This window comes from Janthinobacterium sp. BCJ23, from assembly GCF_059617945.1.
The window spans coordinates 425,995-451,027 of record NZ_JCAQAW010000002.1 but is presented as its reverse complement, the minus strand read 5'-3'; the positions used below and the strand labels follow the sequence as shown (position 1 = coordinate 451,027).

The window sequence follows — 25,033 nt, the reverse complement described above, 5'->3', positions numbered from 1 at the left end:
GCGCCAGCAGAGCGCGTCCCTTGCGGCGCCTCTGCTACACTGCCGCCGTCTTTATCTTTTCACTTTGCCATGACCGCTACTCCTGTCCTCACCCCCCTGAAAAGCGCTTTCCAGCAATCGCGCACCGAGAATAACATCGAGCTGATCCTGCCCGAACTGCTGGCCGCGCAATTGCACGTCGTTATCGGCGGGCAGAGCGAGCAGATCGACCTGTTCCTCGTGCCGTCGCCCAATCCCGAACGCCAGTGCGTGACGGTAGCGGAAGACCTGGCCTTCCTGGCCGGCATCGCGTTTCCGAAGATTCCCGTGACGGGCGCGCAACTGGTCGCCTCGATTCCCGCCGAGATCGAAATCGTCATCCTGCACGGCGATGGCGCCAATTACCTGACGCGCGAGCAACTGGCATGGTTCCGCCGCATGCTGGGGCAGAACGCCTGAGCGCAATGAAAATAGCATGACCGGCATCGCTGCCTTGACCCTGCGTCCCGTGTGCACCGCCAACGCCGAGGCCGTCATCGGGCTGCCGCTGCATGCGGCGCAACGCGATTTTATTGCCAGCAATGCCGAGTCGCTGGCGCTGGCCGCCAGTCACGCCAACATGCACCCGCGCGCCATCTATGCCGGCGACGAACTGATCGGCTTTGCCATGTATGCGCTGCCGGGCAGTACGGGGCGGCAGGATACGCACGTGCTGTACCGCTTGATGATCGCGGCGCCGTGGCAGGGCCAGGGATTTGCCCGGGCGGCCCTGGCCCTGCTGCTGGCCGAGATGCGCGCGCGCGGGGCGGGCAGGGTGGTGCTATACTACGTGCCCGCCAACGCGCGTGCCCGGCAACTGTATGCGCAGTCCGGCTTCGTCGAAACAGGGCTCGACGGCGATGGCGAGATGATGGCCGAGCGCCTGCTTTCCTGAGCCTGTCGCATCGCGGCCGCAGAATAGTTTTCTTTTGGCAACTATATTGCTGAAGTCCTATGAATATTTTCGCAAAGCAACTATACTCGTGGCTCTTTAAAAAATCATCGTCACGCTGGCGGCCAGACATCCGCGCCAGAGTTCGTACGCATTCCGCCTGTTCTCTCTGAACGGGCACCTTTCCCCCGCGCGGCAGGCGCGGGCGTGATGACCGAGCCTTGCCCTGGTCGACTGCTACCGTTGTCATTTCCGCTGTATTGCCGCTTTAGTAAAAAGCCTGGCGACGGCGCGCGGTGTGCCGTCATGTTTTGCGACGTTAGGTTTCACTCTCTTATGCCACGACAGTATGTTTAGTTCCATCTTTGCCGTATCGACCGATACCATGCAGTACATCTATGGCACGCACAATGCGTGGCTGGTGCTGTTTTCCATCGGTATCGCCGTCTTTGCCTCGTTCATGGCCTTGCAGATCGCCGGCATGGCGCGCAGCAGCGAGCGCGGCTTTCAGCGCCAGACGGCCATCATCACGGGCGCCATCGCGCTCGGTGGCGGCATCTGGTCGATGCACTTCATCGGCATGCTGGCCTTCGACATCTGCACGCGGGTGTCCTTCGACCCTGGCCTGACCCTGCTGTCGATGCTGCCTGGCATGGCCGCTTCGTGGGTGGCGCTGCACTTGCTGGCGCGTCCGAGCATCAACTGGCGGCAACTGGTGGTGGGCGGCGTGCTCGTCGGCGTGGGCATCGGCTCCATGCATTACAGCGGCATGGCCGCCATGCAGACGTCGCTGGCCCTGCGCTACGAACCCTGGCTGTTCGCCCTGTCGCTGCTGGTGGCCGTGACCTTGGCCATGCTGGCGCTGTGGGTACGCTTCGGCCTGAGCGCCATGCGCCAGCGCCTGAGCCCGCTGGCATCCTTGCTGCTCAGCAGCGTGGTGATGGGCCTGGCCATTTCCGGAATGCACTACACAGGCATGCTGGCGGCGCGTTTTTCCGGCACGCCCACGGCAGGCGAGAACACGATTACGGTGCAAGCTTCGTTCGTGGCCCTGGCCGTGGCCCTGATCACTGTCACCCTGACCGTCTTCGTGGCCGCCGCGAACGGCTTGCTGCGCTATCGCCAGCTGCTGCGCCACGCCAGCGTCAGCGAATCGCGCCTGCGCGCCATCGTCGATACGGCGGCCGATGGCTTGATCACCATCGATGGCCAAGGCAAGGTGCGCTCCTTCAATCCCGCCGCGGAAAGCCTGTTCGGCTGGCGCGAAGCGCAGATCGTGGGGCGCGACGCCAGCGTGCTGCTGCAGCCGGCCGACGCGGCCGAATACGAAGGCTATCTGCGCGACTACCTGGAAACGGGCGCCTCGCGCATCCTCGACAGCGGACGCGAACTCGATGGCCGCCACAAGGATGGCGCCGTGCTGCCCATGCGCGTGGCGATCGGCAAGATCGATACGCCGGGCCAGCCCCTGTTCGTGGCGTTTGTCACGGACATGCGCTCGTCGCGCAGCATGGAGCAGGCGCTGAAAGACAGCGAGCGCCAGTACCGCACCCTGATCCGCAATATCCCAGGCGTGTCCTTCCACTGCAGCTTCGCGCCCGAATGGAAGATGATCTTCATCAGCGACGCCGTCTTCAACCTGACGGGCTGGCTGCCGCAGGACTTCGCCGAAGGGCGGGTCAGGCTGTTCGACCTCGTGCATCCAGACGACCGCCAGCGCGTCAACGACACCTGCGTGCAGGCGGCCGGCGAACGGCGCGATTTCGAGAACGTCTACCGCATGATCCACCGCGACGGGCGCGAGCGCTGGGTGCGCGAAAGCAGCGGTCCCGTGCTCGATAACGACGGCGTGGTGCGCTGGATCGACGGCGTCATCCTCGATATCACGGAAAGCGAATTGCGCAACGCGGAATACGAAGGCAAGGTGACGGCGATCTCGCGCGCGACGGCCGTCGCCGAGTTCGACCTGCAGGGACGCATCCTGGCGGCCAACCAGAACTTCCTCGACCTGACCGGCTACCAGCTCGACGACGTGCTGGGCCTGCACCACAGCGTGTTCTGCGAGCCGGGCTACGTAACCTCGCCCGACTACGTCGCGTTCTGGCAGCACCTGGCGCAGGGCGAATTCAATACGGGCGAGTACAAGCGCATCGGCAAGCATGGCAAGGAAGTGTGGATACAAGCTTCGTACAACCCGATCTTCAACACGGACGGCAAGCCGTTCAAGGTGGTCAAGCTGGCCACCGACGTGAGCGAGCGGCGCGCCATGCAGGAAAACCTGCGCGCGGCGAAAGACCGCGCCGAACTGGCCGCCGAATCGAAGACCAGCTTCCTGGCCAACATGAGCCATGAAATCCGCACGCCGATGAACGCCATCATCGGCTTTACGGAAGTGCTGCTGGGGACTGCCCTGGACAGCCTGCAACGCCGCCACCTGGGTACGGTGCGCCAGTCGGCCCGTTCGCTGCTCGAACTGCTCAACGACATCCTCGACATGGCCAAGCTGGAAAAGGGCGCGACCGAGCTGGAACTGGTGGACTTTTCGCTGCCGGACCTGGTCGACCACGTGGCCGCGTCCCTGCGCATCACGGCGCATGCGCGCGACCTCGTGCTGCATGTCGATGTCGATCCCGGCATGGGCCAGTTCTTCCTGGGCGACGCGCGCCGGGTGCAGCAGGTGCTGACGAATTTGATCGGCAACGCCGTCAAGTTCACGGAAGTGGGCCATGTGCGCGTGGCCGTCGGCATGCAGGGCGAGCAGGTGCATATCGCCGTGCACGACACGGGCATCGGCATCCCGGCCGACCGCCTGGACAAAATCTTCGCTCCTTTCACGCAAGCCGATTCCTCGATGAGCCGCCGCTTTGGCGGCACGGGCCTGGGCACGACGATTTCGCTGCAGCTGGTCGAGCTGATGGGGGGCACCATCACGGTGGAAAGCACCCTGGGCGTGGGCAGCGTGTTCCACGTGCTGCTGCCGCTGGCGCCGGGCAAGGCCGTGTCGCGCCGCAGCGAGCAGCCCGTGGTGGCCTTGCCGCCGCTGCGCATCCTGGCGGCCGACGACGTGCCGCAGAACGTCGAGCTGCTCCTGATCAGCCTGGGCGCGGCCGGCCACCAGGTGATCGCCGCCAGCGATGGCGAGAGCGCCGTGCGCGAGTTCAGCAAGGGCAGCTTCGATGTCGTCCTGATGGACGTGCAGATGCCGCGCATGGATGGCCTGGAAGCGACGCGTCTGATCCGCGTGCATGAGCGCGAACAGGGTTTGAAGGCGACGCCCATCATCGCCCTGACGGCCAGCGTGCTGGAACAGGACCGGCGCGCCGCGCAGACGGCAGGCATGAACGGCTTTGCTTCGAAGCCGCTGGAAATGCACAAGCTGACGGCGGAAATCGCCCGCCTGCTCGATATCGCCGTGTCCATGCCGCCGCCGGCGGCCGGCGCGGCGGCGCGTGCGGCCGCCGGCCAGGTCGACTGGCAGCGCGGCATCGCCCTGTGGGGCGGCCGCGAAGCCTTGCAGCGGGCGATTGGCCGCTTCGTGCAGGCCAATGGCGACTGCGCCGCCATGCTGGCGGCCGAACTGGAACGCGGCGGCAGCAGCGTGGCCGGCCATTTGCTGCACCGTATCAAGGGCGCTGCGGGCAACCTGTGCCTGGTGCAGGTCGAAAGCCTGCTGGGCCGCATCGAACAGGCGATCGCGCGCCAGCTGCCGGCGACCGAATTGCTGGTGCAGCTGGCCGCCGCCTTCATGGCGCTGGCCGGCGAACTGGAAGAATCGGGCATGCCGGCCGTGGCAGTGGGTACGCCGGCTGCCGGCGCGCCACTCGATGCCGACGCCGCTGGCGCGTTGCTGCGGCAAGCCATCGCCAGCCTGGAAGGCGGGCAGCTCGACGACGCCCTGATGGCGCAGATCGCGGCCATGCTGGCGCCGCACGGCCAGCAGCAGCGACTGCAGGCGCTGGCCAGCGCCATCGACGACTTTGAATTTGCGCGCGCCGCGGACGTGCTGCGCCAGCTGCTGGCGTGGCTGGAAACGCCTATGCCGGCCGACCTTTCCTGATATTGGGCTAACGATGACCTTACACGAAGACAAACCGATCCTGCTGCTGGTCGACGATGAAGCGACGAATCTGCAGGTGCTGCGCCAGATCCTGCAGGACGATTACCGCCTGCTGTACGCCAAGGATGGCGAGAAGGCGCTGGAGCTGGCGCAGAACAACCCCGTCGAACTGATCCTGCTCGACATCATGATGCCCGCGATGACAGGCTATGAAGTGTGCCGCCAGTTGAAGGCCATGCCGGCCACCGCGCCCATTCCCGTCATCTTTGTTACCGCCCTGTGCGACGTGAAGGACGAGGCGGACGGTTTTGACGCGGGCGCCGTCGATTACATCACGAAACCCGTCAGCCCGCCCATCGTGCGCGCCCGCGTGCGCACGCACCTGTCGCTGGTGGACGCCGAGGAGTTGCGCCGCTCGCGCCTGCAGGTGATCCAGACCCTGGGCCAGGCCGCCGAATACAAGGATAACGAGACGGGCATGCACGTCATCCGCATGAGCTATTACGCGCGCCAGCTGGCGCTCGCGGCCGGCTACAGCGCGGGCAGGGCGGAAGACCTATTGAATGCGGCGCCCATGCACGACGTGGGCAAGATCGGCATCCCCGACGCCATCCTGCAAAAGCCGGGCAAGCTCGATGCGGACGAGTGGCAAGTCATGCGCCGCCACGCGGAAATCGGCGCGGCCATCATCGGCGAGCACGCGAGCGGCTTGCTGAAAATGGCGCGCACCATCGCCCTGACGCACCACGAGAAATGGGACGGCAGTGGCTATCCGCAAGGCTTGAAGGGCGAGGAAATCCCGCATGAAGGCCGCATCGTCGCCATCGCCGACGTCTTCGACGCCCTCACCAGCGAACGCCCGTACAAGCGCGCCTGGACCATCGACGAAGCCATCGCCACCATGCAGCGCGACAGCGGCACGCACTTCGACCCGGAGCTGCTGGCGCTGTTCGTGGAACAGCTGCCAGCCATGCTGGAGATCAAGGACAAGTGGCGCGAGCCGGTATAGGGAATCTCAGCTCAGGGCGGATCCACGCGCAGGCGATCGGCCAGCAACTGTGCATACGCAGCGCTGTCGCCGAATGCCAGCTGTGAGCACGCCATGGTCTGGCCCAAGGTTGCCATGTGGCGCGATGAAATGGCATACGCAAGTTTGCCGGGCTGGCGGCGCGATGGATACATGAAACCGTGAATCGCGCCGGCTTCCTGTGCAATGATCTGATCCAGCTGCCAGCCCAGCCATTGGCACCAGCCGTGATCGGGGCTGCGCAATTGGTCAAAAATGCCGAGCCGGCTGGCGGCAAGCCCTGTCAGATCGAGCAATTGCAGCGGGGCGCTGAATGACAAGGTCGCGATCAGCGCTTGTTCCGCCCTGTGCGCGATGTAAAACGTGCCCGGGCGCGTGACGTCGTTGCGGCAAAGCTGGGCTTCCCAGGCAGCCGTGCAGGTATCTTCCGCGATATAGACCCAGTGATAGGGGAAGCCGTCGGCGTTGGCCAGCGTGGCAGGCGGGCCGAAGCGGTACGTGCGTTCGACCTTTGCAGGCCAGATGGATGCCGCGTTCCACGCTGCGCGTACCAGGGGCTGGCCCGATTGAATGGTGACGATATTGCTTAATAATTCCGTGCGCAGCGATTCGAGCGCTGGCAGATGTGCCGCCACTTCTGGCGGGACGGGTGTTTCTCTCAGTTGATGCGCCATGCTAGCCTATGATATCGGCCATGCCCCTGTGCTGCCACGTTGCCGCCGCAATAACCTTGCGAACCCTCTCGCGTGCCGGCAGATCCAGCAGCGCTTGCTGACTGGGATGTACCTCGGCCCGCGTTTCGAACGATTTTCCTGCAAGCATCTCTGCTGGCGATAATTCGTCGAATTCGTCGGCACTGCTGATCCAGAAGGCATGGATTTCACTACTCGGCTGGTCGGCAAGAATGGCGAGCGCTGGCGCAATCAGTTCTGGCACCGGTTGGACAAATTGCCAAGCCGGAAACTCCTTGCCGATACTGCGCCCTTTGGGTGTCACGCAATAAAACCGCTTGCTATCCACCGCGCGATACAGCGACGCTTGCGAAAGCGCCACCCATCCTTGTTCGATCACATCCGAAACCTTGAGTTTTGACACGGGAAGCTGGACCGGTATCGCAGACGGCGTGGCCCCAAGCGAAGCGCGTGCTTCATTCAGCGCACGCTTGGCCAGATCGATCATGTGGCTACGCTCGGGACCTTGCGCCAAGATATCGAAGCGCGCGGCTACGAGCTGCGAGAATTGTTCAATCACCCGAAGGTCGTTGTCTGTCAATTCCCGATGCTCGGGCGTCAGAACGCCGTAATCCAGATTCGGTGTCATCTTGTTTCCTCAGGCAAAGGCGGGTGGTGCGATCGAAGGATGCGTTGCTGTAATTCGCCAAACCCGCCCGGAGAGCACCAGGCCTTGAGTCGGTACGCAATGTAGCAGTTTTTGCAATGTCGCCACGAGCAAGCGATCTTTGTCGCGCTTGATTAGCAGTCGCATGTAGTACTTCTGCACTATATGCTTGAGGCGAGAACCTTCCGTCGTCATTCTGGCGTTCGTTACTGCTTCAAAAAACCGCAGGTAGCTCTCGCGAAAGCGCTGCATCGATTGCACTGCACGAAGACGTGCTTGCCTGACCTGAGCCAGGACGCCACTTTCCTGCTCGATAGTATCGAGTACGCGCAAGTGTTCGAAAGCATTTTTCAATGCCTGCCGTTCAATGGCGGAAAACAGTTCATATGGCGGCAATACGGTCATGATGATCTCTGTGCGCAAGTGTAATAAGGAATATCATATACAAGATTCTTATGTTTCGCAACTTTATCATTGGCAAGATCGTAAGTCCCGTCGACTATCCGCACGGCCTAATCTGCCCGCACTTCCACATCTCGTTTATAGTGGCGCCCTGACCGTCATCACAGGATTACCCATGGATTTCCAGAACCGCATTGCCGACTTTCTTCGGCAATGGTCGTTGCAAGCCGATGGTTTGCCCTTGCACACGCACGCGGCATGCCTGCTGCCCGTGTTGCACGGTGGCCAGCCGGCCATGCTGAAGCTGTCGACTGGCGACGATGAACGGCGTGCTGGCGCCGTGCTGCGCTGGTGGGATGGCGACGGGGCCGTACAGGTGTTGGCTGCGTCCCCGGATGATGACGTCCTGCTGCTGGAGCGGGTGATTTCGGTTCGTTCGCTGACCGGGCTGTCGCGCTCGGACGAGGCGGGCGATGCGGCTGCGACGCGCATCCTGTGCGCGGTGGCCGCGCACCTGCATGCAGCGCGGCCCATGGCGCCGGCGCTGCCGCCCTTATCCGATTGTTTCGCCGCGCTGGCTGCCGCCGCACCGCTGCACGGCGGCGTGTTCTCGGATTGTCACGGCGTGGCCCGCGAACTGCTGACGGCGCCGCAAGATATCGTCGTGCTGCATGGCGACCTGCATCACGAGAATGTGCTTGATGGCGGTGCGCGCGGCTGGCTGGCCATCGATCCGAAAGGTTATGTGGGTGAGCGGGGGTTTGACTTTGCCAATGTGCTGTGCAATCCGGATGCGGCGATGGCGACGGCGCCGGGCCGACTGGACCGGCAGGTGGCGCTGATCGCCCGTGAAGCTGGCCTTGATCGCGCGCGCCTGCTGGCGTGGGTGGCCGCATGGGCCGGCCTATCGGCCGCCTGGCACCTGGAGGATGGCACACCGCCGGAGACGGCGCTGGCCGTGGCCCGCATTGCGCTGGCTGCCTTGGCTTGATGGCGTTTAAGGGCTGTCCGCCAGCCGCAAAATCCGCCGTATCTCCAGAATCGCCTGCGGGCTTTCCTGCACGCTGTGCCACGAGGGGATGACTTTTTCCGACTGTGCGCCGTCGAGGTGGGCGCTGGCGTAGGGCACGACGCCGTCGCTCGATTCCGCCAGCGGCAGGTCTGGCGTGTCGTTGCCCATGATGGAGTAGTAGCGCACGTTAGGGCTGATGGGCAGGTCGGCTACCAGGCGCACGAACGGGTCCTTGTCGCTGAGGTTATCGATGCTGTTGGGGATGCGCAGCGGCTCGCTGCTGCCCGTGTCGAGCTGCGCCAGGCTGCCGGCCGCGTCGGACAACTGGTCGAGCATGGTGATGGGCAGCGTGACGAGGTTGGCGATCCAGCGCGCCACCTTGTGGTTGGCGAACGAAGTGCCGCGGTGCGGCGCGGCGATGAAGATGGCGCGGTTTACCTGCGGCATGGCCGTGAAATTCAGATAGGGGGCCAGTCCCGCACGGACTTTTTCCGCCTTCTTGCCCTTCAAATTGTATTCTTCCGTGATGGCGTCGAGCAGGGTGTTGCTGGCGTCGGAGACCATCAAGCGCGCCAGTACGCCGCCCATGCTGTGGCCGATCAAGACCATGTCGTTGGCCGCGTCGGCCTTGGCGGCAGGGTCGAACTGCGCCAGGGTCGCGTTCAGCGCCTTGCGGATGGCGGCGTTGTTGGCGGCCAGCGGCGCATTGCTCGGGTAGTACACTTGCCAGATCTGGTAGCGGCGGCGCAGCTGTTCGTCGCCCATCAGTTCATTCGCCACGTTGATCCACGCTTCCGGGCTGCTGGCCAGGCCGTGCAGCATGACGATGGTGCGCTTGTTCGGATCGTAGGGCTGCATCAGGTGCACCTGCGGGCGCGAAATGCCGTCGGCGCTGCCGAACAGGGTGCGCAACGCCTGCACGCCGAAGCCGGAGCGGGCCAGCCACAGGCCATAGCCGGCCGTGAAATTGGCCGCCACGGGCAGTTCCTGTCCCGCCATGCGCGTCGATTCGCTGCGCGTCGGATCGACCAGCATCACCAGCAGCTGCTGCGTGGCCAATACCTCCTGCAGGCTGTTGCCGTCGAAGCGGATCAGCGCCGTGACGACGGGGAAACGCGTCTCCTGGTATGGCACATACTCGCCTTTCGGCGCCCGGGGCTTGGGCATGACGGCCACGAGGTCGGCGCCGAAGCCGTCGCGCCGGTACACATTGCGCAGGCCGGAAAACGACAGCGAGGTGGCCGGCAGCAGTTCGTCGGGCAGGGCGCCGTCGTCGGGCAGGCGCAGGGCAGACAATTCGCTGTCGATCTGCCAGCCGGCGACGCGGATCACATTGCCGTCCGGCCGGTACTCGCCGCGGTGGCGGAACAGATTGCCGACGGCCTTTTGCACGGCATAGTTGTAGTAGTCGCGGATTTGCGTCTGGCGTTCCTCGAAGGCGCGCTGGCCCGGCGTGCGCGTCGTGTAGAACAGGTAGGCATACGCGTAGCGGGCCGATTCGAGCCATGCGGCCAGCGTTTCGGCGCTCGGATGGCCGCCCTGTTTTTCTTCCGCCAGCGCGCTTTCCAGCCACAATTCGGACAGGGTGGCCAGGCGCTGCTCGTCGCTGAGCAGTTCGGAGCGGGCCAGGTCGGCGCGGCAGCTGCCCGTATTGGCTTCGCAGGCGGCGATGTCGCTGCCGATGATGCGCAGCACCTCGCTGGCCGAGGCGCTCAGTTTGCCCGTGGTGAGGATGTCGCCGCGCCGCTGCTGCAGATAGTCGGCCGGTGAAATGGAGCTGACGGTGACGGCGGCGCAGCCGCTCAGCAGCGCCGCCGCGCACAGCAGGGCGCCCAGGCGCAGGCGCCGCATCAGCGTGGCCCGCATGTCAGAACGAGTAGACCAGGGTCAGCGAGGTTTGCGTATCCGTGTTCTTCTTGTCGTCCGGCACGCGCGTGTCGTTGCGGGCGCTGAAGGCGGCCTTCATCTGCATGGTGCCGTTGATTTTCGTGCTGAGGGCCGTTTCGGCGATCGAGTGGGTGTTCGAGGTGCCCCGTTCCACGCTGACCGTCTGCGTGAACATGGCCGACTGGCTGATCTTCCACTTCATTGCGGCCGCACCGCGCACCGTCAGGCCGTGTTCCGACTCACCCGCGTCGTTGGTGCCGCTGAAATAGCCAGGACCGAATTCCACGTCGACGCTTTTGTCTGTCGACTGGTACCAGCGCGAGCCATGACCGACGGCCAGGGTCGAGTACTTGGTGTAGGCGCCGAACTTGTCGTTCACGTGCGAGGCCAGCACGAACAGCTTTTCATGGTCGGCCATCAGCTTGTAGGCCGCCTTGGCGGAGGCGGAAAAGCGTTCGGCCGAGCGTTCGCGCACTTTCTCGCCATCGTCATTCGTCGTTTCGTCTTCCTTGAAATAGCCGCTGAAGATGTACTGGTTGCTCCAGTCATCGAGTTCCTGGCGCGCGTCGATCTTGCCCGTGACGGAAGTGCCGACCGTGTTTCCCGAGGTGGTGATGGCGCCCAGTTCGGCGGAAGTGCTCCAGCTGCCGATGGGGATTTCATCGAACAGCATGCTTTGTTTGGTATCTGCTGCGGCGGCGCTGCCGCAAGTGATGGCCATGGCCAGCGCCAGTGCGAGAGAGTGGGTCGATTTCATGGCTGTATCGGTTTGTGGCGCGCGCCAGGCGCGCCTGATGTTCGTTAGTGGCAGTGATGGTTTGCAGGCCGCGGCAAGCCGGGAGGCGCCGATAAAAAATGCGCGCGCGGGCGCGGCCAAACATTGTCGAGGCTGTATTGTACCCGACCCTGTGATCGCGCGTCGCACGCGGCGGGGCTGGCAAGTGGCGCGCGCCTGGCGTATGCTGCGCCTATTTGCTGCCTGATCTTTACAAGGAATTCCCGTGCGCTGCCTGGTCATCGAAGACGAAGCCGAAACTTCCCGCTATATCTGTGCCGGCCTGCGCGAGGCGGGCCACGACGTTACCGCATGCGACAATGGCATCGACGGCATGCGCCTGGCCTGCGGCGAAGACTGGGATGCGCTGGTGCTCGACCGCCTGCTGCCCGGCGAGATCGATGGCCTGGCCATCGTCGCGCGCCTGCGCGGCATGGGCCGCAACACGCCTGTGCTGGTGCTGTCGGCCCTGTCCAGCGTCGACGAGCGCGTGCGCGGCTTGCGCAGCGGCGGCGACGATTACCTGTCAAAACCGTTCGCCATCGACGAACTGCTGGCGCGCATCGAGGCGCTGCTGCGCCGCGCCGCGCCCGTACCCGAATCGACGCAGCTGCAGGTGGCCGACCTGGTGCTCGACATGCGCACCATGCGCGTGACGCGCGCCAACCGGCAGATCGCTCTGCAGCCGCGCGAATTCCGCTTGCTCGAATACCTGATGCGCCACCAGGGCCAGTCCGTCACGCGCGCCATGCTGCTCGAAGCCGTGTGGGACTACCATTTCGACCCGCAGACGAACGTCATCGACGTGCAGGTGAGCCGCTTGCGCACCAAGGTGGACAAGGAATTTTCGCCGCCGCTGATCCACACGGTGCGCGGCGTCGGCTATACCCTGGGCGTGATCGACAGTGCGTAACTTGCACCGTTCGATCGCGGCCCGCCTGGCGCTCGGCTATGGCGTGCTGGTGGTCGTGTCGATCAGCATCGTCTGCGCCGTGTTCTATTTCGGCACCATCGGCGTGCTCGATCGCAGCGTGGACCGCAAGCTGGCCCTGCTCTCGGAGCGCCTCGCCGCGCTGTACGAACAGGGCGGCAGCAGTCGCACGACGGCGGAAATCGCCCATTTGTTGACTGACCGCACCGACAGCGACACGGAGATTTTTTTGCTGGTGGATGCCGATGGCCGCCGCGTGGCGGGCAATCTGACGTCCTGGCCCGACGTGGGCAGCCCCGTGGGCCACCTGCTGCACCGCGACGTCACGCGCGAAGGGCGCAGGGTGCCCGCGCGCATGCTGATCCGCGACCTCGATGGCGGCGCGCGCCTGTTCGTCGGGCGCGACATGGAGGAGGGCAGGTCGATCCGCGCCCTCGTGCTGCGCTCGCTGGCCTATGGCGGCGGGGCAGCCATCCTTCTCGTGGTGGCCGGGGCCTGGCTGTTCCGCCGCCAGCTCGAGGCGCGCATCGGGCAGATTCGCCGCACGGCGGGCGAAATCGAGGCGGGTGACCTGAGCCGGCGCATTCCCGTCTTCAGCGAAGATGAATTCGGCTTGCTGAGCCGCGACATCAACCGCATGCTCGACCGTATCGAACACCTGATGGAAGGCGTGCGCCACGTGTCGAACGCCATCGCGCACGACCTGCGCACGCCGCTGGGCCGCATCCGCAACAAGCTCGATGGCGCCTTGCGCCAGCAGCAGGGCGTGGCTGGCTACGAGAGCGCGGCGCAGGCGGCCATCGACGACATCGACGACCTCACGCGCGTGTTCGACAAGCTGCTGCAGATCGCCGCGGCCGAATCGGGCATGCGTCCCGAGAATTTCGACGATATCGACCTGCACCAGATCGGCGCCGATATCGTGGAAATGTACGAGGCCACGGCCGACGAGCAGGAGGTGCTGCTGGTACAGATGTATGGCGAGGGCGTGCCGGCGCGCGGCGACCGCAACCTGCTGGGCAGCGCGCTGGCCAGCCTGGTCGACAACGCCATCAAATATGCGGGGCCGGGCGCCACGGTGGAAGTGTCGGCCGGCAGCGATGAGCGCGGCTGCTGGCTGGCCGTGCGCGACAACGGCCCCGGTGTACCAAAGGAAGAACTGCCAAAACTGACGCAGCGCTTCTATCGCCTGGACAAGAGCCGCCACCTGCCTGGCAATGGCCTGGGCCTGTCCATCGTCGCGGCCATCGCGGCGCTGCACGGGGGCAACCTGGAGATCGAGGATGCGGCGCCGGGCTTGCGGCTGCAATTGCGGCTGCTGCGCTAGCATGGCCAGCGTGGCGTATCGGCACATTACCAACTTGTAACCCCCTTCATTTTCACCTCCCCCTATCATCCGCTCTACCCGGCGTGGAGCGGCTGCCAGCGTGCAGCCGCCTGTTCCGGGCTGCCTGCGGCCGTCGCCGTGTCCCGTTCATCAGACCCGTCATAGAGCCGTTCGCATGCGTACTTTTACCGCCACCGGCGACAACGCCGCGCCACAGCAGGCGCCACTGCGCCAGCATGGCCACCGCATCAAGGCCGCGCTGGGGGCCATCGTCTTTCCCCGGCAGCGCGCGCGCTGGCAAGCGTTCATCGCCGCGACGCCGGGACTGCCGGCGCTGGCGCAAGCCCATCCCAGCCTGCTGTACAAGATCTATCGTCCCTACGCCAACCGCCATTTCGGCTGCGCGGCGCGGGTGGACCTGCTGCGCGGGCATTACCGCTTCCTGTGGCAGGCGGGCGCGCGGCCGCTGGTGGAATACGCGGCTCGGCGCGCGCTGGTGCTGGCCGCCATCGAAGGCAAGGATGGCGCCACCTACCGCCTGAAATTGACGGCCATCCGCGACAGCCACCGCGAAGGGGAACTGTGCCTGCGCCTGACACGCGACGGCGTGCCGCTGTACCTGGCCAGTTTCCTGTTCCACCCCCAGCCAGGCGGCGCCGTCATCCAGCTGGGCGCCTTGCAGGGCTTGCGTTCCCCCGCTGGCGCGCAGGCGGTGAAAGAGGCCACGCGGGCGCTGCATGGCTGCCGGCCGAAAAACCTGATGGTGGCCGCCTTGCGCGACTTCGGTGATTTCTTCGGCTGCGGCCACCTGGAACTGGTCAGCAACGCCAACCGCATCGCGCTGAACTGGCGCCGGCGCCGCCATATCTCGTGCGACTACGACCTGGCGTGGCGTGAACTGCATGCGCAGCCCGCCAGCGACGGCAATTTCCGCCTGCCGTGCGGGCCCTGCCGGATGCCGGACCTGGCCCTGGTGCCGTCGAAAAAGCGGGCGGATGCGCGCCGGCGCGGCGCCATGCTGGTGCAACTGGCGGCCGACATGCGCTGGCAAGTGGCGGCCCTGCTGCACGCGCAATGACGGCGCGGGGCGGGTTTTTTGACCTGTGCGGCTTTTTTGCCGGGCGGTCCGGCGCAAGCGGCGCGATCGGCGTATACTTATCGGCGTTGTTAACCTGAAGCCAGTCACCCCATGCCAGCACAATTCCCCACTTCGCGCATGCGCCGCCTGCGCGCGACCCCGCAACTGCGCGAGCTGTTCCGCGAAACCGAGATCAATCCGCGCGACCTGGTCCTGCCGATCTTCGTCGACGAAGGCAGCAGCGATTTCATCGACATCAAGTCCATGCCCGGCGTGCGCCGCATTCCTGAAGCGAAACTGGCGCAGGAAGTGGAGCGCTACGCGCGCGCCGGCCTGCGCTCCGTCATGACCTTTGGCATTTCGCACCACAAGGATAGCCACGGCACGGACACCCTGAACCCGGACGGCCTGGTGGCGCGCATGTCGCGCATCATCAAGGACGCCGTGCCGGAAATGGTGGTGATGTCCGACACCTGCTTCTGCGAATACACGGACCACGGCCATTGCGGCATCCTGCATGGCGACACGGTCGACAATGACAGCACGGTGCTCAACCTGGGCAAGCAAGCCGTCATCGCGGCCCAAGCGGGCGCCGACATCATTGCCCCATCGGCCGCCATGGATGGCCAGGTGGCGGCCATTCGCAGCGCGCTAGACGCGGCCGGCTTCCACGACACGCCCGTGATGGCGTATTCGACCAAGTTCGCCTCGGGCCTGTACGGCCCGTTCCGCGACGCGGCCGGCAGCACCCTGAAGGGCGACCGCAAGACCTACCAGATGGACCCGATGAACCGCCGCGAAGCCGTGCGCGAGTCCCTGATCGACGAAGCCGAAGGCGCCGATGCGCTGATGGTCAAACCGGCAGGCGCCTACCTGGACATCATCCGCGACCTGCGCGAAGTGACGCGCTTGCCGATCGGCGCCTACCAGGTCAGCGGAGAATACGCGATGATCAAGTTCGCCGCGCAAGCCGGTGCCATCGACGAGCGCCGCGTGGTGCAGGAAACCCTGGGCGCCATCAAGCGCGCGGGCGCGGACATGATCTTTACGTATTTTGCGATGGATGTGCTGAATAATCCGTACTGAGCATTCCCGGCGTTTTTCTCACCCCGAAAGCAAATTCCGGGGTCAGACCCGGCGGGTCTGACCCCAGCATTTACGCTGTTGGGGTTCTTTCTGCATTCCCCGCCTCCCATGCCCCTGAAAATCTCCCGCATCCTGCACGCCGGCTATGTCTTCGAATGCGAAGGCACGGCCATCGCCTTCGATCCCATCGTCGAAAATCCGTTCAGCCGCAACTGCCACGCGTTTCCGTCCGTGCGCTTCGACCTGGACGCCGTGCGCCGGCTGCGCTGGGATGCCGTCTTCATCTCGCACTTCCACGACGACCATTGCTCGCTCGACAGCCTCGATGTGCTCGACCGCGCCACGCCCATCTACCTGTACTGCGTATTCGACGAACTGTTCGCGATGCTGCGCGCGCTGGGTTTTACACAGGTGCGGCGCCTGCACGTGGACGTGCCCGTGCAGGTGGGTGCCATCGAGGTGATTCCGCGCCGCGCGCTCGATGACGATGTCGACTCGCTGTTCCAGGTGCGCGCGGACGGGCTGAACGTGCTGAACGTTGTCGATTCCTGGATCGGCCCCGAGACGCTTGAACAGCTGGCCGCCTTTGCGCCGTGGGACATGGTGCTGTGGCCATTCCAGACCATGCGCGAGATCGCCGTCATCGCGCCGTCGCAAGCGCAGCCTGGCCCCGTCGAGCTTCCCGACGACTGGGTGCCGCAGCTGCGCGCGCTGGCGCCACGGTACATCGTGCCCAGCTCTTGCCAGTTCGTGCAGGAAGACTGGTCCTGGTACAACCACGCGATGTTCCCGATTACCTACCGCCGCTTTGCCGATGAAATCGGCGCCGCGCTGCCCGAGGCGCACATCTTCCGCCTCGATCCATCGACGGCCGTGCTGCTCGACGCACACGGCGTGAGCAGCGCTGAACCCTTGCCCTGGGTGGTACCCGTGGGGCCGCAAGACGTGGATTTCGACTACCGCCCCGAGGCGCCGCCGCCCGCCACGGCGGACATCGCGCGCCGTTTCGCGCCCTTGAGCGATGCCGACGCAGCGCTGGTATTCGATTTCTGCCGCCACGGTTTGCTTGAACGCTACCGTGACATGGAACTGCCCGAGGACAGCTACTTCCAGCAACCGCGTTTGTGGCGATTGTCGCTGTACGGCCATGACGGTGCGGCCACCGTCATGCATTACCGCACGCACGGCGACTTGATCGACCTCGTACCGGAGACGGACGAGGCGCCCGGCTGGACCACCGAGGTGCCGCTGGTGAAATGCCATGCGGCGCTGGTGCTCGGTGAATCGCTGACGTCGATGTACATGCGCATCAACGATGGCCCTTTCGATGCCGAAGCGCGGGCGGAGCTGGCGGAAGCCGACATCGTCGACGACCCGCTGATCCGCTGCCTGTTCAACGACGCCATCGGCGCCTACCAGGCGGCGCAGCTCAAGCGCTTGCTGGCCCGCTGAAGAAAGTCGCGTGACAGGGTAAGATAGCTGCTTCTGACTAGATAGAACGGGAAAGAGACCATGGCACAAGACAATGAAACGGCAATCCTGGCCGGCGGTTGCTTCTGGGGCATGCAAGACTTGCTGCGCCGCTATCCGGGCGTGATCGCCACGCGTGTGGGCTACAGCGGCGGCGACGTGGCCAACGCCACCTACCGCAACCATGGCACGCATGCGGAAGCGATCGAGATCATTTTCGACCCGAACACCATCAGCTACCGCAAGATCCTGGAATTCTTCTTCCAGATCCACGATCCCAGCACGGAAAACCGCCAGGGCAATGACCGCGGCACCAGCTACCGCTCAGCCATCTATTACACGAGCGACGAGCAGAAAAAGGTGGCCGAAGACACCATCCGCGACGTCGACGCCTCCGGCCTGTGGCCCGGCAAGGTGGTGACGGAAGTGGCGCCGGCCGGCCCGTTCTGGGAAGCGGAACCCGAGCACCAGGATTATCTGCAGCGCTTGCCGCACGGCTACACCTGCCATTACATCCGGCCGGACTGGGTGTTGCCGCAGCGCGGGCAGTAAGGACGCAGATATGCGTTACTGGCGCGTCGAGCGGCGGCAGGGGGAAGGGCAGCTGGACTTCGGGCGTACCCTGGAGCTGATGGCTGCCATTGGCCATGCCGACGTGAATGCCGTCGCCGGGGCCATCCTGAAGACGGTCAGCACGGTCGCGCCGATTGCCCAGTGCACGATCTTTGCCTATGAATTCGGCAACCGGCCACGCACTGTCGCCGTGGCCGACCGGCGCGGCGGACGTTTCCTGCAAGATATTGCCGACAGCTACGCGCGCCATTACTACGCGCTCGATGGCAACCAGCGCGTGATCGCGCCGGCGCCGGGACGGAAAATCGATCCCGCCATCGTGCTGCACCAGCAGGCCAGCGACGAGATCGACCATCCCGGCTACCGCGCCGCCTGCTACCAAAAACCGAATGTCTCGGACCGGCTATCCCTGCTGGTGCAGCCGGCCGGCGATATCTGGCTATCCGTCAATTTCTATCGCGACAGCAGCCAGGGCCAGTTCCAGGCCGGTGAAGTAGCCGGCATCGAAACCCTGTCGCCGCTGTTTGCCCATGCCGTCAAGCACCATTACAGCCTGAACGGCCAGAATACGCAGGGCGTCGCGCCCATGATGCTGGCAAGGCTGCGCCAGCATTGCCCCGCCTTGAGCAAGCGCGAACTGGACGTATTGCGCTGCGTGCTTGAAGGCCTCACGGCCGTGGAAATCGCCGAGATCATGGGCGTGCAACCGTCCAGCGTGACGACTTACCAGAAGCGCGCCTATAAGCGCCTGGGCATTTCCAGCCAGCGCCAGTTGTTCGCCCTGTGCATGGCGCCAGCGCCTGTCTAGTTCCTTGGACGTAGCAATGGCTCCGCCTTTCTGACTGTTTTGGCCGCAAAATGTCCCCAAAATGGGGACAACCGGCGGCATCGCCGTCTGCATACTGTGTTTCAAGCCGGGATCACCCGGCCGCTCTCACCCAAGAACAATAACAAGGGGAGGGCGACACCTTATGGAGACAAGCATGACCATCGCCACCCCCGCCGCCACCGCGCCCGTTCCTGACGTGGCCGCCAATCAACTGGAACAGCAGGTGATGCGCAAGGTATCGCGCCACCTGCTGGGATTTCTGTTCCTGCTGTTCGTGTTTTCCTTTCTGGACCGCATCAATATCGGCTTTGCCGGCCTGACCATGATGCAGGACCTGGGTTTGTCCGGCACCCAGTTCGGCTTTGCCACCACCCTGTTTTACATCGCCTATATCGCCTGCAGCATCCCCAGCAACATCGTGCTGGCCCGCATCGGCGCGCGTAAATGGATAGGCAGCATGATGATCGCGTGGGGGCTGGCCTCGACGGCGACCCTGTTCGCCAGCGGCCCTGTCAGCCTGTATGCGCTGCGCTTTTTAGTGGGCGTGACGGAGGCTGGCTTTCTGCCCGGCATGCTGCTGTACCTGACGTACTGGTTTCCCAGCGCCTACCGGGCGCGCGCCAATGCCCTGTTCATGATCGCCATGCCCGTCACGGCCGCCATCGGTTCGGCCTTGTCGGGCCTGATCCTGGGGCTCGACGGTCACTGGGGCTTGAAGGGCTGGCAATGGCTGTTCTTGCTCGAAGGCATGCCATCCGTATTCCTGGGGCTGGCCGTGTATGGTTACCTCGACGACTCGCCCAACAGGGCGAACTGGCTGAGCAAGCTGGAACAGCAGGTGCTGGAGCGCATGCTGGCGGCCGAGCACAAACCGGTGGCGCTGCGGCAGAACACCTCGGTGCTGGCGGAAATGCTGTCGCCCACGGTATTGAAATTCGGCGTCGCTTATTTTTGCCTGGTGAATACTTTGGCCATGGTGGCCGTGTGGACACCGCTGATCGTGAAAAGTTTTAACAGCAATGCCAGCAACACGCAGATCGGTCTGCTGGCCGCCATTCCGCAAGTATGCACCGTCATCGGCATGATTGCCTGGGGCCGCCGCTCGGACCGCTTGCAGGAACGCCGCTGGCACATCGTCTGGCCCATGCTGCTGTCGGCCGCCGGCTGGCTCTTCACGGCGTATTCGGCCAATCCCATCGTGCAGTTGCTGGGCGTATGCATGGCATCGACGGGCGCGTACACGGCCATGTCCGTCTTCTGGACCACGCCGGACCGTGCCCTGAGCCTGGGGGCGCGCGCCATCGGCATCGCCGTCATCAATGCGACGGGCAATATCGGCTCGGCCCTGAATCCCGTCGTCGTGGGCTGGCTGAAGGATTTCACGCACAGCTTTGCCACGGGCTTGCTGTACGCCAGCGTGCTGCTGGTGGCGGGCGCGGCCATCGTGCTGACCCTGCCCATCGCCCGTGGCGGCAAAGAACAATCTTGATTGAAGAGGACCTATCATGAGCGACATGTTCCACCCTTATCCCCATGTGCCGAAGGTGTATCCGCCCGGCAAGCCGGCGGGCACTGGCATCCAGCACGTCCCTGTCCTGATCGTCGGCGGCGGCCCCGTCGGCCTGGCTACGGCCCTAGGCCTGGCCCGCCACGGCGTACGCAGCGTGCTGATCGAAGCGGACGATGGCGTCTGCACGGGCAGCCGCGCCATCTGCATCTCGCGGCGCAGCCTGGAAATCATCGAACGCCTGGGCGCGCTCGACGGCTTTATCAGCAAAGGATTGCCGTGGGCCGGTGGGCGCAGTTTTTACCGCGACGAGGAAGTGCTGCACTTCACGATGCCGCAAGACGCGAACCAGAAGCTGCCGCCCATGGTCAACCTGGCGCAATACCATATCGAGCAATTCCTGCTCGATGCGGCCGAACGCCAGCCTGAACTGATCGATATCCGCTGGCAAACGCGGGTCACTGGCGTGGATCGGCGCGCCAATGGCGCCACGGTCACGGTGGCCACGCCTGACGACACTTACCGGATCGACACGGACTGGCTGGTGGCGGCCGATGGCGGGCGCAGTGTCGTGCGCGAGGCGCTGGGCTTGAAATTGCAGGGCACCAGCTATGAAGGGCGCTATGTGATCGTCGATATCCACCTGAAGAGCGACCGCCCGACGGAGCGCCTCGCGTATTTCGATCCGCCGTCGAATCCTGGCTCCACCGTGCTGGTGCACAAGCAGCCCGACGATATCTGGCGCATCGACTACCAGTTGCGCGACGACGAGGATGCGCAGGCGGCCGTGCTGCTGGAAAACGTGGCGCCCCGTGTCGACAGCCTGCTGGCCATGATGGGGGAGAAAAAGCCTTGGCATCCCGTGTGGATCACCATCTATAGAGCCAACGCATTGACGCTGGAAAAATACCGGCACGGCCCCGTGCTGTTCGCAGGCGATGCGGCCCATCTGGTGCCCATCTTCGGCGTGCGCGGAGCGAACTCCGGCATCGACGATGCGGATAACCTGGCCTGGAAGCTCGCCTACGTGGTCAGGGGCCAGGCACCGCATGCCTTGCTGGACAGCTATTCGGATGAGCGCGTGTACGCCGCTCATGAAAACCTGCGCCACGGCACCAAAAGCACGGAATTCATGGCGCCGCCCACGTTCGCCTTCGATCTCATGCGCACGGCCGTGCTGGGGCTGGCGGGCAAGCACGCGCACGTGCGCTCCTTGATCAACCCGCGCCAGACGAGCGCCATCGCGTATGCGCAGTCGGCCTTGAATACGCCAGATAGTGCGACGTTTGCCGCCGGTCCCGCACCGGGCACGGTCTTGCCCGAGTGTCCGCTGGCGCTGCTGCACAACGGCGGGCAGAAAGCGGGGTATATTACCGATCTGGTGAACCGCACTGATGGCGATTTCACGGGGCTGTACTTCAGCGACGATGGCTGCGTGCCTGCGGAATTGCTGGCGCTGGGCGATACATTGCCGTTGACGACCGTGGCGATCGCCCGCAGCGGGGCGCAAGGGGACGCGTGGGACCACACGGCGCAGGTATTCCCGCTGTTCGATGCCTTGCCAGGCAGTTTTTACCTCGTGCGGCCGGATGGGCATGTGCTGGGGCGCTGGCGGCAAGTGCAGGCGGAGCAGGTGGCAGCAGCGCTGGCTAAATCCGGGGTCAGTCCCTTCGGGAGCGGTACGCGCCCCATTGGGGCGTGCACCCCCGCCGGGTCTGACCCCAGCACTTTGCGCAGCGGGTCAGTAAAAGTTATTAAGGAGATAGCATGACCGACATCGAACTGGACAATCTTTACACCGAGCTATGCCACACCATGGGTGGCCTGGGCGAACAGCGCTCACCCCTGTTCCTGGCACGCTTTGCCTTGCTGGCCATGGGCGCCATCGGCAATGCCGACGTGGTGCAAGGCTTGCTGCGCGACGCGGCCGATGGCCTGGCGGAGCCGGCATGATAGGCGCCGGCTACCAGAGCGGCTTCGGCAACGAATTTGCCACGGAAGCCGTACCCGGCGCCTTGCCACAGGGGCAGAATTCGCCGCAGCGGGCACCACTGGGCCTGTACGCGGAGCAATTGTCGGGCACGGCCTTCACTGCGCCGCGCGCGCAGAACCGGCGCTCGTGGCTGTACCGCATCCGTCCCGCCAGCCAGCATCCGCCATTCACCTTGGTGGAAAACACCCGCATCGTCAGCGATTTCCATGCGATGCCGCCCACGCCACCCAACCAGCTGCGCTGGGATCCGCTGCCGCTGCCCGACAGCGCGACGCCAACGGACTTCATCGACGGCTGGCAAACGATGGCCGGCAATGGCAGCGCCGAAACGATGAGCGGCTGCGCCGTCCACGTGTATGCGGCCAACCGCTCCATGCAGCGTTTCTTTTACTCGGCCGATGGCGAATTGCTGGTCGTGCCACAGGAAGGCCGGCTGGCGATCGCCACGGAACTGGGCTTGATCGAGCTGGAACCGCAGGAAATCGCCGTGATCCCGCGCGGCGTGCGTTTCCGCGTGACCCTTCCGGACGGCACCGCGCGCGGCTATGTGTGCGAAAACTTCGGCACGGCCTTCCGCCTGCCCGACATGGGGCCCATCGGCTCGAACGGCCTGGCCAACAGCCGCGACTTCCTCACGCCGCACGCGGCTTATGAAGATATCGACGGAGAATGCGAATTGCTGGCCAAGTTCGGCGGCCATCTGTGGCGCACAACGCTCGACCATTCGCCGCTGGACGTGGTGGCCTGGCATGGCAATTACGCGCCCTACAAATACGATTTGCGCCGGTTTAACGTCATCGGTTCGATCAGCTACGACCATCCCGACCCGTCGATCTTCCTCGTGCTGCAGGCACCGAGCGAAAATCCGCTGCTGGGCGCCATCGATTTCGCCATCTTCCCGCCGCGCTGGCTGGCGGCCGAACATACGTTCCGGCCGCCCTGGTTCCACCGCAACGTAGCCAGCGAATTCATGGGGCTGATCCACGGCGTCTATGACGCCAAGGCGGCCGGTTTTGTGCCGGGCGGGGCCAGCCTGCACAACTGCATGTCCGGCCATGGCCCCGATGCGCAGACGTTTGAAAAGGCCTCGCACAGCGACACGAGCGCGCCCGTGAAGGTGGCCGATACCATGGCCTTCATGTTCGAGACGCGCACCATCCTCAAGCCGACGCCATTCGCCTTGAACGGCGAACTGCTGCAGAATGACTATTTCGAGTGCTGGCAAGGCTTGCGCAAGCATTTCGATCCGGACCAGGCATAGTCAAACGGCGGTCAAGCGGCCCGCGCCAGCGTGTGCGGGTTGCCGGGCAGGCCACATTGCCGCGCCTTTGCCGCAGCAAGGTTCGGGCCCACGCCCCGCATATGCAAAATCCGGATAAGCTAGCGCGGCACCATTCGTTCACGCCGGGAGATGGAGCGCGGTATAGTCGGCCCATGGAACTCTTAGCCCACAATTTCAGCAGCGATTTCGCGCGCAGCGCCCACCTTGCCCGTGGCGCCGGCGATGACGGCGACAGCGAGGCGCTGGTCGCCTTCCGCGACCCGCAGCAAATGAGCTTGCTGGTGCGCGCCACGGCCTTTGTCTTTGCCGATCCTCGTTCGCGCCAGCTGCACGAACTGATCGAGCGCATCGCGCCCAGCGAGGCGACGGTGCTGATCACAGGCGAAACAGGGACGGGAAAAGAACTGATCGCGCGCCACGTGCACGGCTTGAGCGGGCGCGCCGAACAGACCTTTGTGGCGATCAACTGCGGCGCGTTTTCCGAAACCCTCGTCGAGAGCGAGCTGTTTGGCTATGAAAAAGGCGCGTTTACGGGCGCGCAGCAGGGCAAGCCGGGCTGGTTCGAGACGGCCAGCGGGGGCACCCTGTTCCTCGATGAAATCGGCGACTTGCCGCTGGCGATGCAGGTCAAGCTGCTGCGCGTGCTGCAGGAGCGCGAAGTGGTGCGCCTGGGCGCGCGGCGCGCCATCCCCATCGACGTGCGCCTGATCGCGGCCACCAACGTGGACCTGGCCGAAGCCGTGCGGGCAGGGCGCTTCCGCGAAGACCTGTATTACCGGCTGCAGGTGATCGGCCTGCCGCTGCGCCCCTTGCGCGAGCGTCCGGGCGACATCATGCCGCTGACGCGCCATTTTATGGCCATCTATGCGCAGCGATTGCACCTGGGCGAGGTGGAACTGGGCCCCGATGCGCAGCAGGCCTTGCTCGCTTATCCATGGCCGGGCAATATCCGCGAACTGGAAAATGTCATCCACCGCGCGCTGCTCGTCTGCCGCAGCGGCGTCGTGCGGGACGAGGACTTGAGTTTGTCTGGCTGGCACCGCGCGCCTGCCGCCGCACCTGTCTCTGTACCTGTTCCAGATGCGTGGGCCGGCGGCGCCGATATCGCGTATGCGGCCCATGGCGCGGCCGGCCAGGACGACTTGTTGGCCGCCGAGCGTTTTGCCCGCGCCTGGCAAGCCTTGCTCGACTCGGGCGAAGCCGTGGAGTTCGAAGCCATGCAGCAGGAACTGGTGCGCGCCGCGTGGGAGCGCAACGAGCGCAACCAGGTACGCACGGCCAGGCACTTGAACCTGAGCCGCAACATCTTGCGCACCTTTTTGAAAAAGGCGGGCGCCATCGACTAGGCGCTCGATGGACTTCCCGGAGCCGGACCCGCAGTGATGCGGCTCCGGCTTTTTTCATGGCTGCTGCGCGCGCAACACATTGCTGCCGTGGCTGCAGCCGATTGCTGCGCAAGCAGCAGTTTCGGGCGCCGATGGGTAGCCAGCGCATGGCATGTTTTCTGCGAGGAGGGAAGGGCAGATCGCCACGCACGATGCGCCGCGAC

Annotated in this window: 22 protein-coding genes; 17 read left to right on the top strand and 5 right to left on the bottom strand. The window is 64.7% G+C overall.

The features are described from left to right. Positions 1 to 69: 69 nt before the first annotated feature. The 4 genes from AC54AG_RS08140 to AC54AG_RS08125 all read left to right on the top strand — a co-directional run bounded on the left by AC54AG_RS08140 (position 70) and on the right by AC54AG_RS08125 (position 5,976). Positions 70 to 438, top strand: a complete 369-nt coding sequence (locus AC54AG_RS08140; RefSeq protein WP_070302650.1) for a hypothetical protein — start codon at positions 70 to 72, stop codon at positions 436 to 438. 16 nt (positions 439 to 454) lie between these two features. After that, positions 455 to 913: a GNAT family N-acetyltransferase gene (locus tag AC54AG_RS08135; RefSeq protein ID WP_496629977.1), complete on the top strand. Its 459-nt coding sequence runs from the start codon at positions 455 to 457 to the stop codon at positions 911 to 913. A gap of 346 nt (positions 914 to 1,259) precedes the next feature. Then, positions 1,260 to 4,967 carry a PAS domain S-box protein gene (locus AC54AG_RS08130; protein WP_496629976.1) on the top strand — a complete coding sequence of 1,236 codons (3,708 nt, stop codon included), beginning with the start codon at positions 1,260 to 1,262 and terminating at the stop codon, positions 4,965 to 4,967. Between the two features lie 13 nt (positions 4,968 to 4,980). Beyond that, complete coding sequence (locus AC54AG_RS08125; protein ID WP_331776444.1) at positions 4,981 to 5,976, top strand: response regulator; 996 nt, start codon at positions 4,981 to 4,983, stop codon at positions 5,974 to 5,976. An 11-nt stretch (positions 5,977 to 5,987) separates the two neighbouring features. Here AC54AG_RS08125 and AC54AG_RS08120 read toward each other — a convergent pair whose 3' ends face one another. The 3 genes from AC54AG_RS08120 to AC54AG_RS08110 are packed head-to-tail and all read right to left on the bottom strand — an operon-like array spanning position 5,988 to position 7,737. After that, entirely contained in the window at positions 5,988 to 6,668 is a 681-nt protein-coding gene (locus tag AC54AG_RS08120) for an RES family NAD+ phosphorylase (RefSeq protein WP_331776445.1), read from the bottom strand. A 1-nt stretch (position 6,669) separates the two neighbouring features. Continuing rightward, positions 6,670 to 7,314 (bottom strand): hypothetical protein, encoded by a 645-nt coding sequence (locus AC54AG_RS08115; protein WP_331776446.1) that lies wholly within the window; start codon positions 7,312 to 7,314, stop codon positions 6,670 to 6,672. A gap of 9 nt (positions 7,315 to 7,323) precedes the next feature. Beyond that, on the bottom strand, positions 7,324 to 7,737 hold the full coding sequence (locus AC54AG_RS08110; protein WP_331776447.1) for a hypothetical protein: 414 nt from the start codon (positions 7,735 to 7,737) through the stop codon (positions 7,324 to 7,326). Positions 7,738 to 7,909: 172 nt separating this feature from the next. Here AC54AG_RS08110 and AC54AG_RS08105 point away from each other — a divergent pair, with 172 nt between their 5' ends. Next, entirely contained in the window at positions 7,910 to 8,725 is an 816-nt protein-coding gene (locus tag AC54AG_RS08105) for an aminoglycoside phosphotransferase family protein (protein WP_331776448.1), read from the top strand. Positions 8,726 to 8,731: 6 nt separating this feature from the next. On the opposite strand, the gene AC54AG_RS08100 is transcribed toward AC54AG_RS08105, so the two are convergent. Both AC54AG_RS08100 and AC54AG_RS08095 read right to left on the bottom strand, forming a co-directional pair. Beyond that, positions 8,732 to 10,612: an esterase/lipase family protein gene (locus tag AC54AG_RS08100; protein ID WP_496629975.1), complete on the bottom strand. Its 1,881-nt coding sequence runs from the start codon at positions 10,610 to 10,612 to the stop codon at positions 8,732 to 8,734. A 1-nt stretch (position 10,613) separates the two neighbouring features. After that, positions 10,614 to 11,390: a DUF481 domain-containing protein gene (locus AC54AG_RS08095; RefSeq protein ID WP_034755788.1), complete on the bottom strand. Its 777-nt coding sequence runs from the start codon at positions 11,388 to 11,390 to the stop codon at positions 10,614 to 10,616. A gap of 244 nt (positions 11,391 to 11,634) precedes the next feature. On the opposite strand from AC54AG_RS08095, the gene AC54AG_RS08090 reads away from it, so the two are divergent. From AC54AG_RS08090 to AC54AG_RS08035, 12 genes are all read left to right on the top strand, one after another. Then, positions 11,635 to 12,321 carry a winged helix-turn-helix domain-containing protein gene (locus AC54AG_RS08090; protein ID WP_034755791.1) on the top strand — a complete coding sequence of 229 codons (687 nt, stop codon included), beginning with the start codon at positions 11,635 to 11,637 and terminating at the stop codon, positions 12,319 to 12,321. After that, positions 12,314 to 13,666: a sensor histidine kinase gene (locus tag AC54AG_RS08085; protein ID WP_496629973.1), complete on the top strand. Its 1,353-nt coding sequence runs from the start codon at positions 12,314 to 12,316 to the stop codon at positions 13,664 to 13,666. Before AC54AG_RS08090 ends, AC54AG_RS08085 begins: the two co-directional genes overlap by 8 nt. A 175-nt stretch (positions 13,667 to 13,841) precedes the next feature. Beyond that, the gene (locus tag AC54AG_RS08080) at positions 13,842 to 14,744 is read left to right on the top strand and encodes a VirK/YbjX family protein (RefSeq protein WP_496629972.1); all 903 of its coding nucleotides are present in this window, start codon (positions 13,842 to 13,844) and stop codon (positions 14,742 to 14,744) included. 111 nt (positions 14,745 to 14,855) lie between these two features. Beyond that, positions 14,856 to 15,830 (top strand): porphobilinogen synthase, encoded by a 975-nt coding sequence (gene hemB / locus AC54AG_RS08075; RefSeq protein WP_035819309.1) that lies wholly within the window; start codon positions 14,856 to 14,858, stop codon positions 15,828 to 15,830. Positions 15,831 to 15,938: 108 nt separating this feature from the next. Further along, complete coding sequence (locus tag AC54AG_RS08070; RefSeq protein ID WP_496629971.1) at positions 15,939 to 17,282, top strand: MBL fold metallo-hydrolase; 1,344 nt, start codon at positions 15,939 to 15,941, stop codon at positions 17,280 to 17,282. Positions 17,283 to 17,342: 60 nt separating this feature from the next. After that, complete coding sequence (msrA, locus tag AC54AG_RS08065) at positions 17,343 to 17,852, top strand: peptide-methionine (S)-S-oxide reductase MsrA (RefSeq protein WP_034755806.1); 510 nt, start codon at positions 17,343 to 17,345, stop codon at positions 17,850 to 17,852. Positions 17,853 to 17,862: 10 nt separating this feature from the next. Further along, positions 17,863 to 18,681, top strand: coding sequence for a helix-turn-helix domain-containing protein (locus AC54AG_RS08060; protein WP_034755811.1), 819 nt, complete (start codon positions 17,863 to 17,865; stop codon positions 18,679 to 18,681). Between the two features lie 175 nt (positions 18,682 to 18,856). Then, a complete protein-coding gene (locus tag AC54AG_RS08055; protein WP_496629970.1) occupies positions 18,857 to 20,191 on the top strand; it encodes an MFS transporter in 1,335 nt (444 codons plus the stop codon). A 16-nt stretch (positions 20,192 to 20,207) separates the two neighbouring features. Continuing rightward, positions 20,208 to 21,980 carry an FAD-dependent oxidoreductase gene (locus tag AC54AG_RS08050; RefSeq protein WP_496629969.1) on the top strand — a complete coding sequence of 591 codons (1,773 nt, stop codon included), beginning with the start codon at positions 20,208 to 20,210 and terminating at the stop codon, positions 21,978 to 21,980. Then, positions 21,977 to 22,162: a hypothetical protein gene (locus AC54AG_RS08045; protein WP_219328709.1), complete on the top strand. Its 186-nt coding sequence runs from the start codon at positions 21,977 to 21,979 to the stop codon at positions 22,160 to 22,162. The genes AC54AG_RS08050 and AC54AG_RS08045 overlap by 4 nt, the downstream gene beginning before the upstream one ends. After that, the gene (gene hmgA / locus AC54AG_RS08040) at positions 22,159 to 23,463 is read left to right on the top strand and encodes a homogentisate 1,2-dioxygenase (RefSeq protein WP_496629968.1); all 1,305 of its coding nucleotides are present in this window, start codon (positions 22,159 to 22,161) and stop codon (positions 23,461 to 23,463) included. The genes AC54AG_RS08045 and hmgA overlap by 4 nt, the downstream gene beginning before the upstream one ends. A gap of 173 nt (positions 23,464 to 23,636) precedes the next feature. Continuing rightward, on the top strand, positions 23,637 to 24,830 hold the full coding sequence (locus tag AC54AG_RS08035) for a sigma-54 interaction domain-containing protein (protein ID WP_219328707.1): 1,194 nt from the start codon (positions 23,637 to 23,639) through the stop codon (positions 24,828 to 24,830). Positions 24,831 to 25,033: the final 203 nt, after the last annotated feature.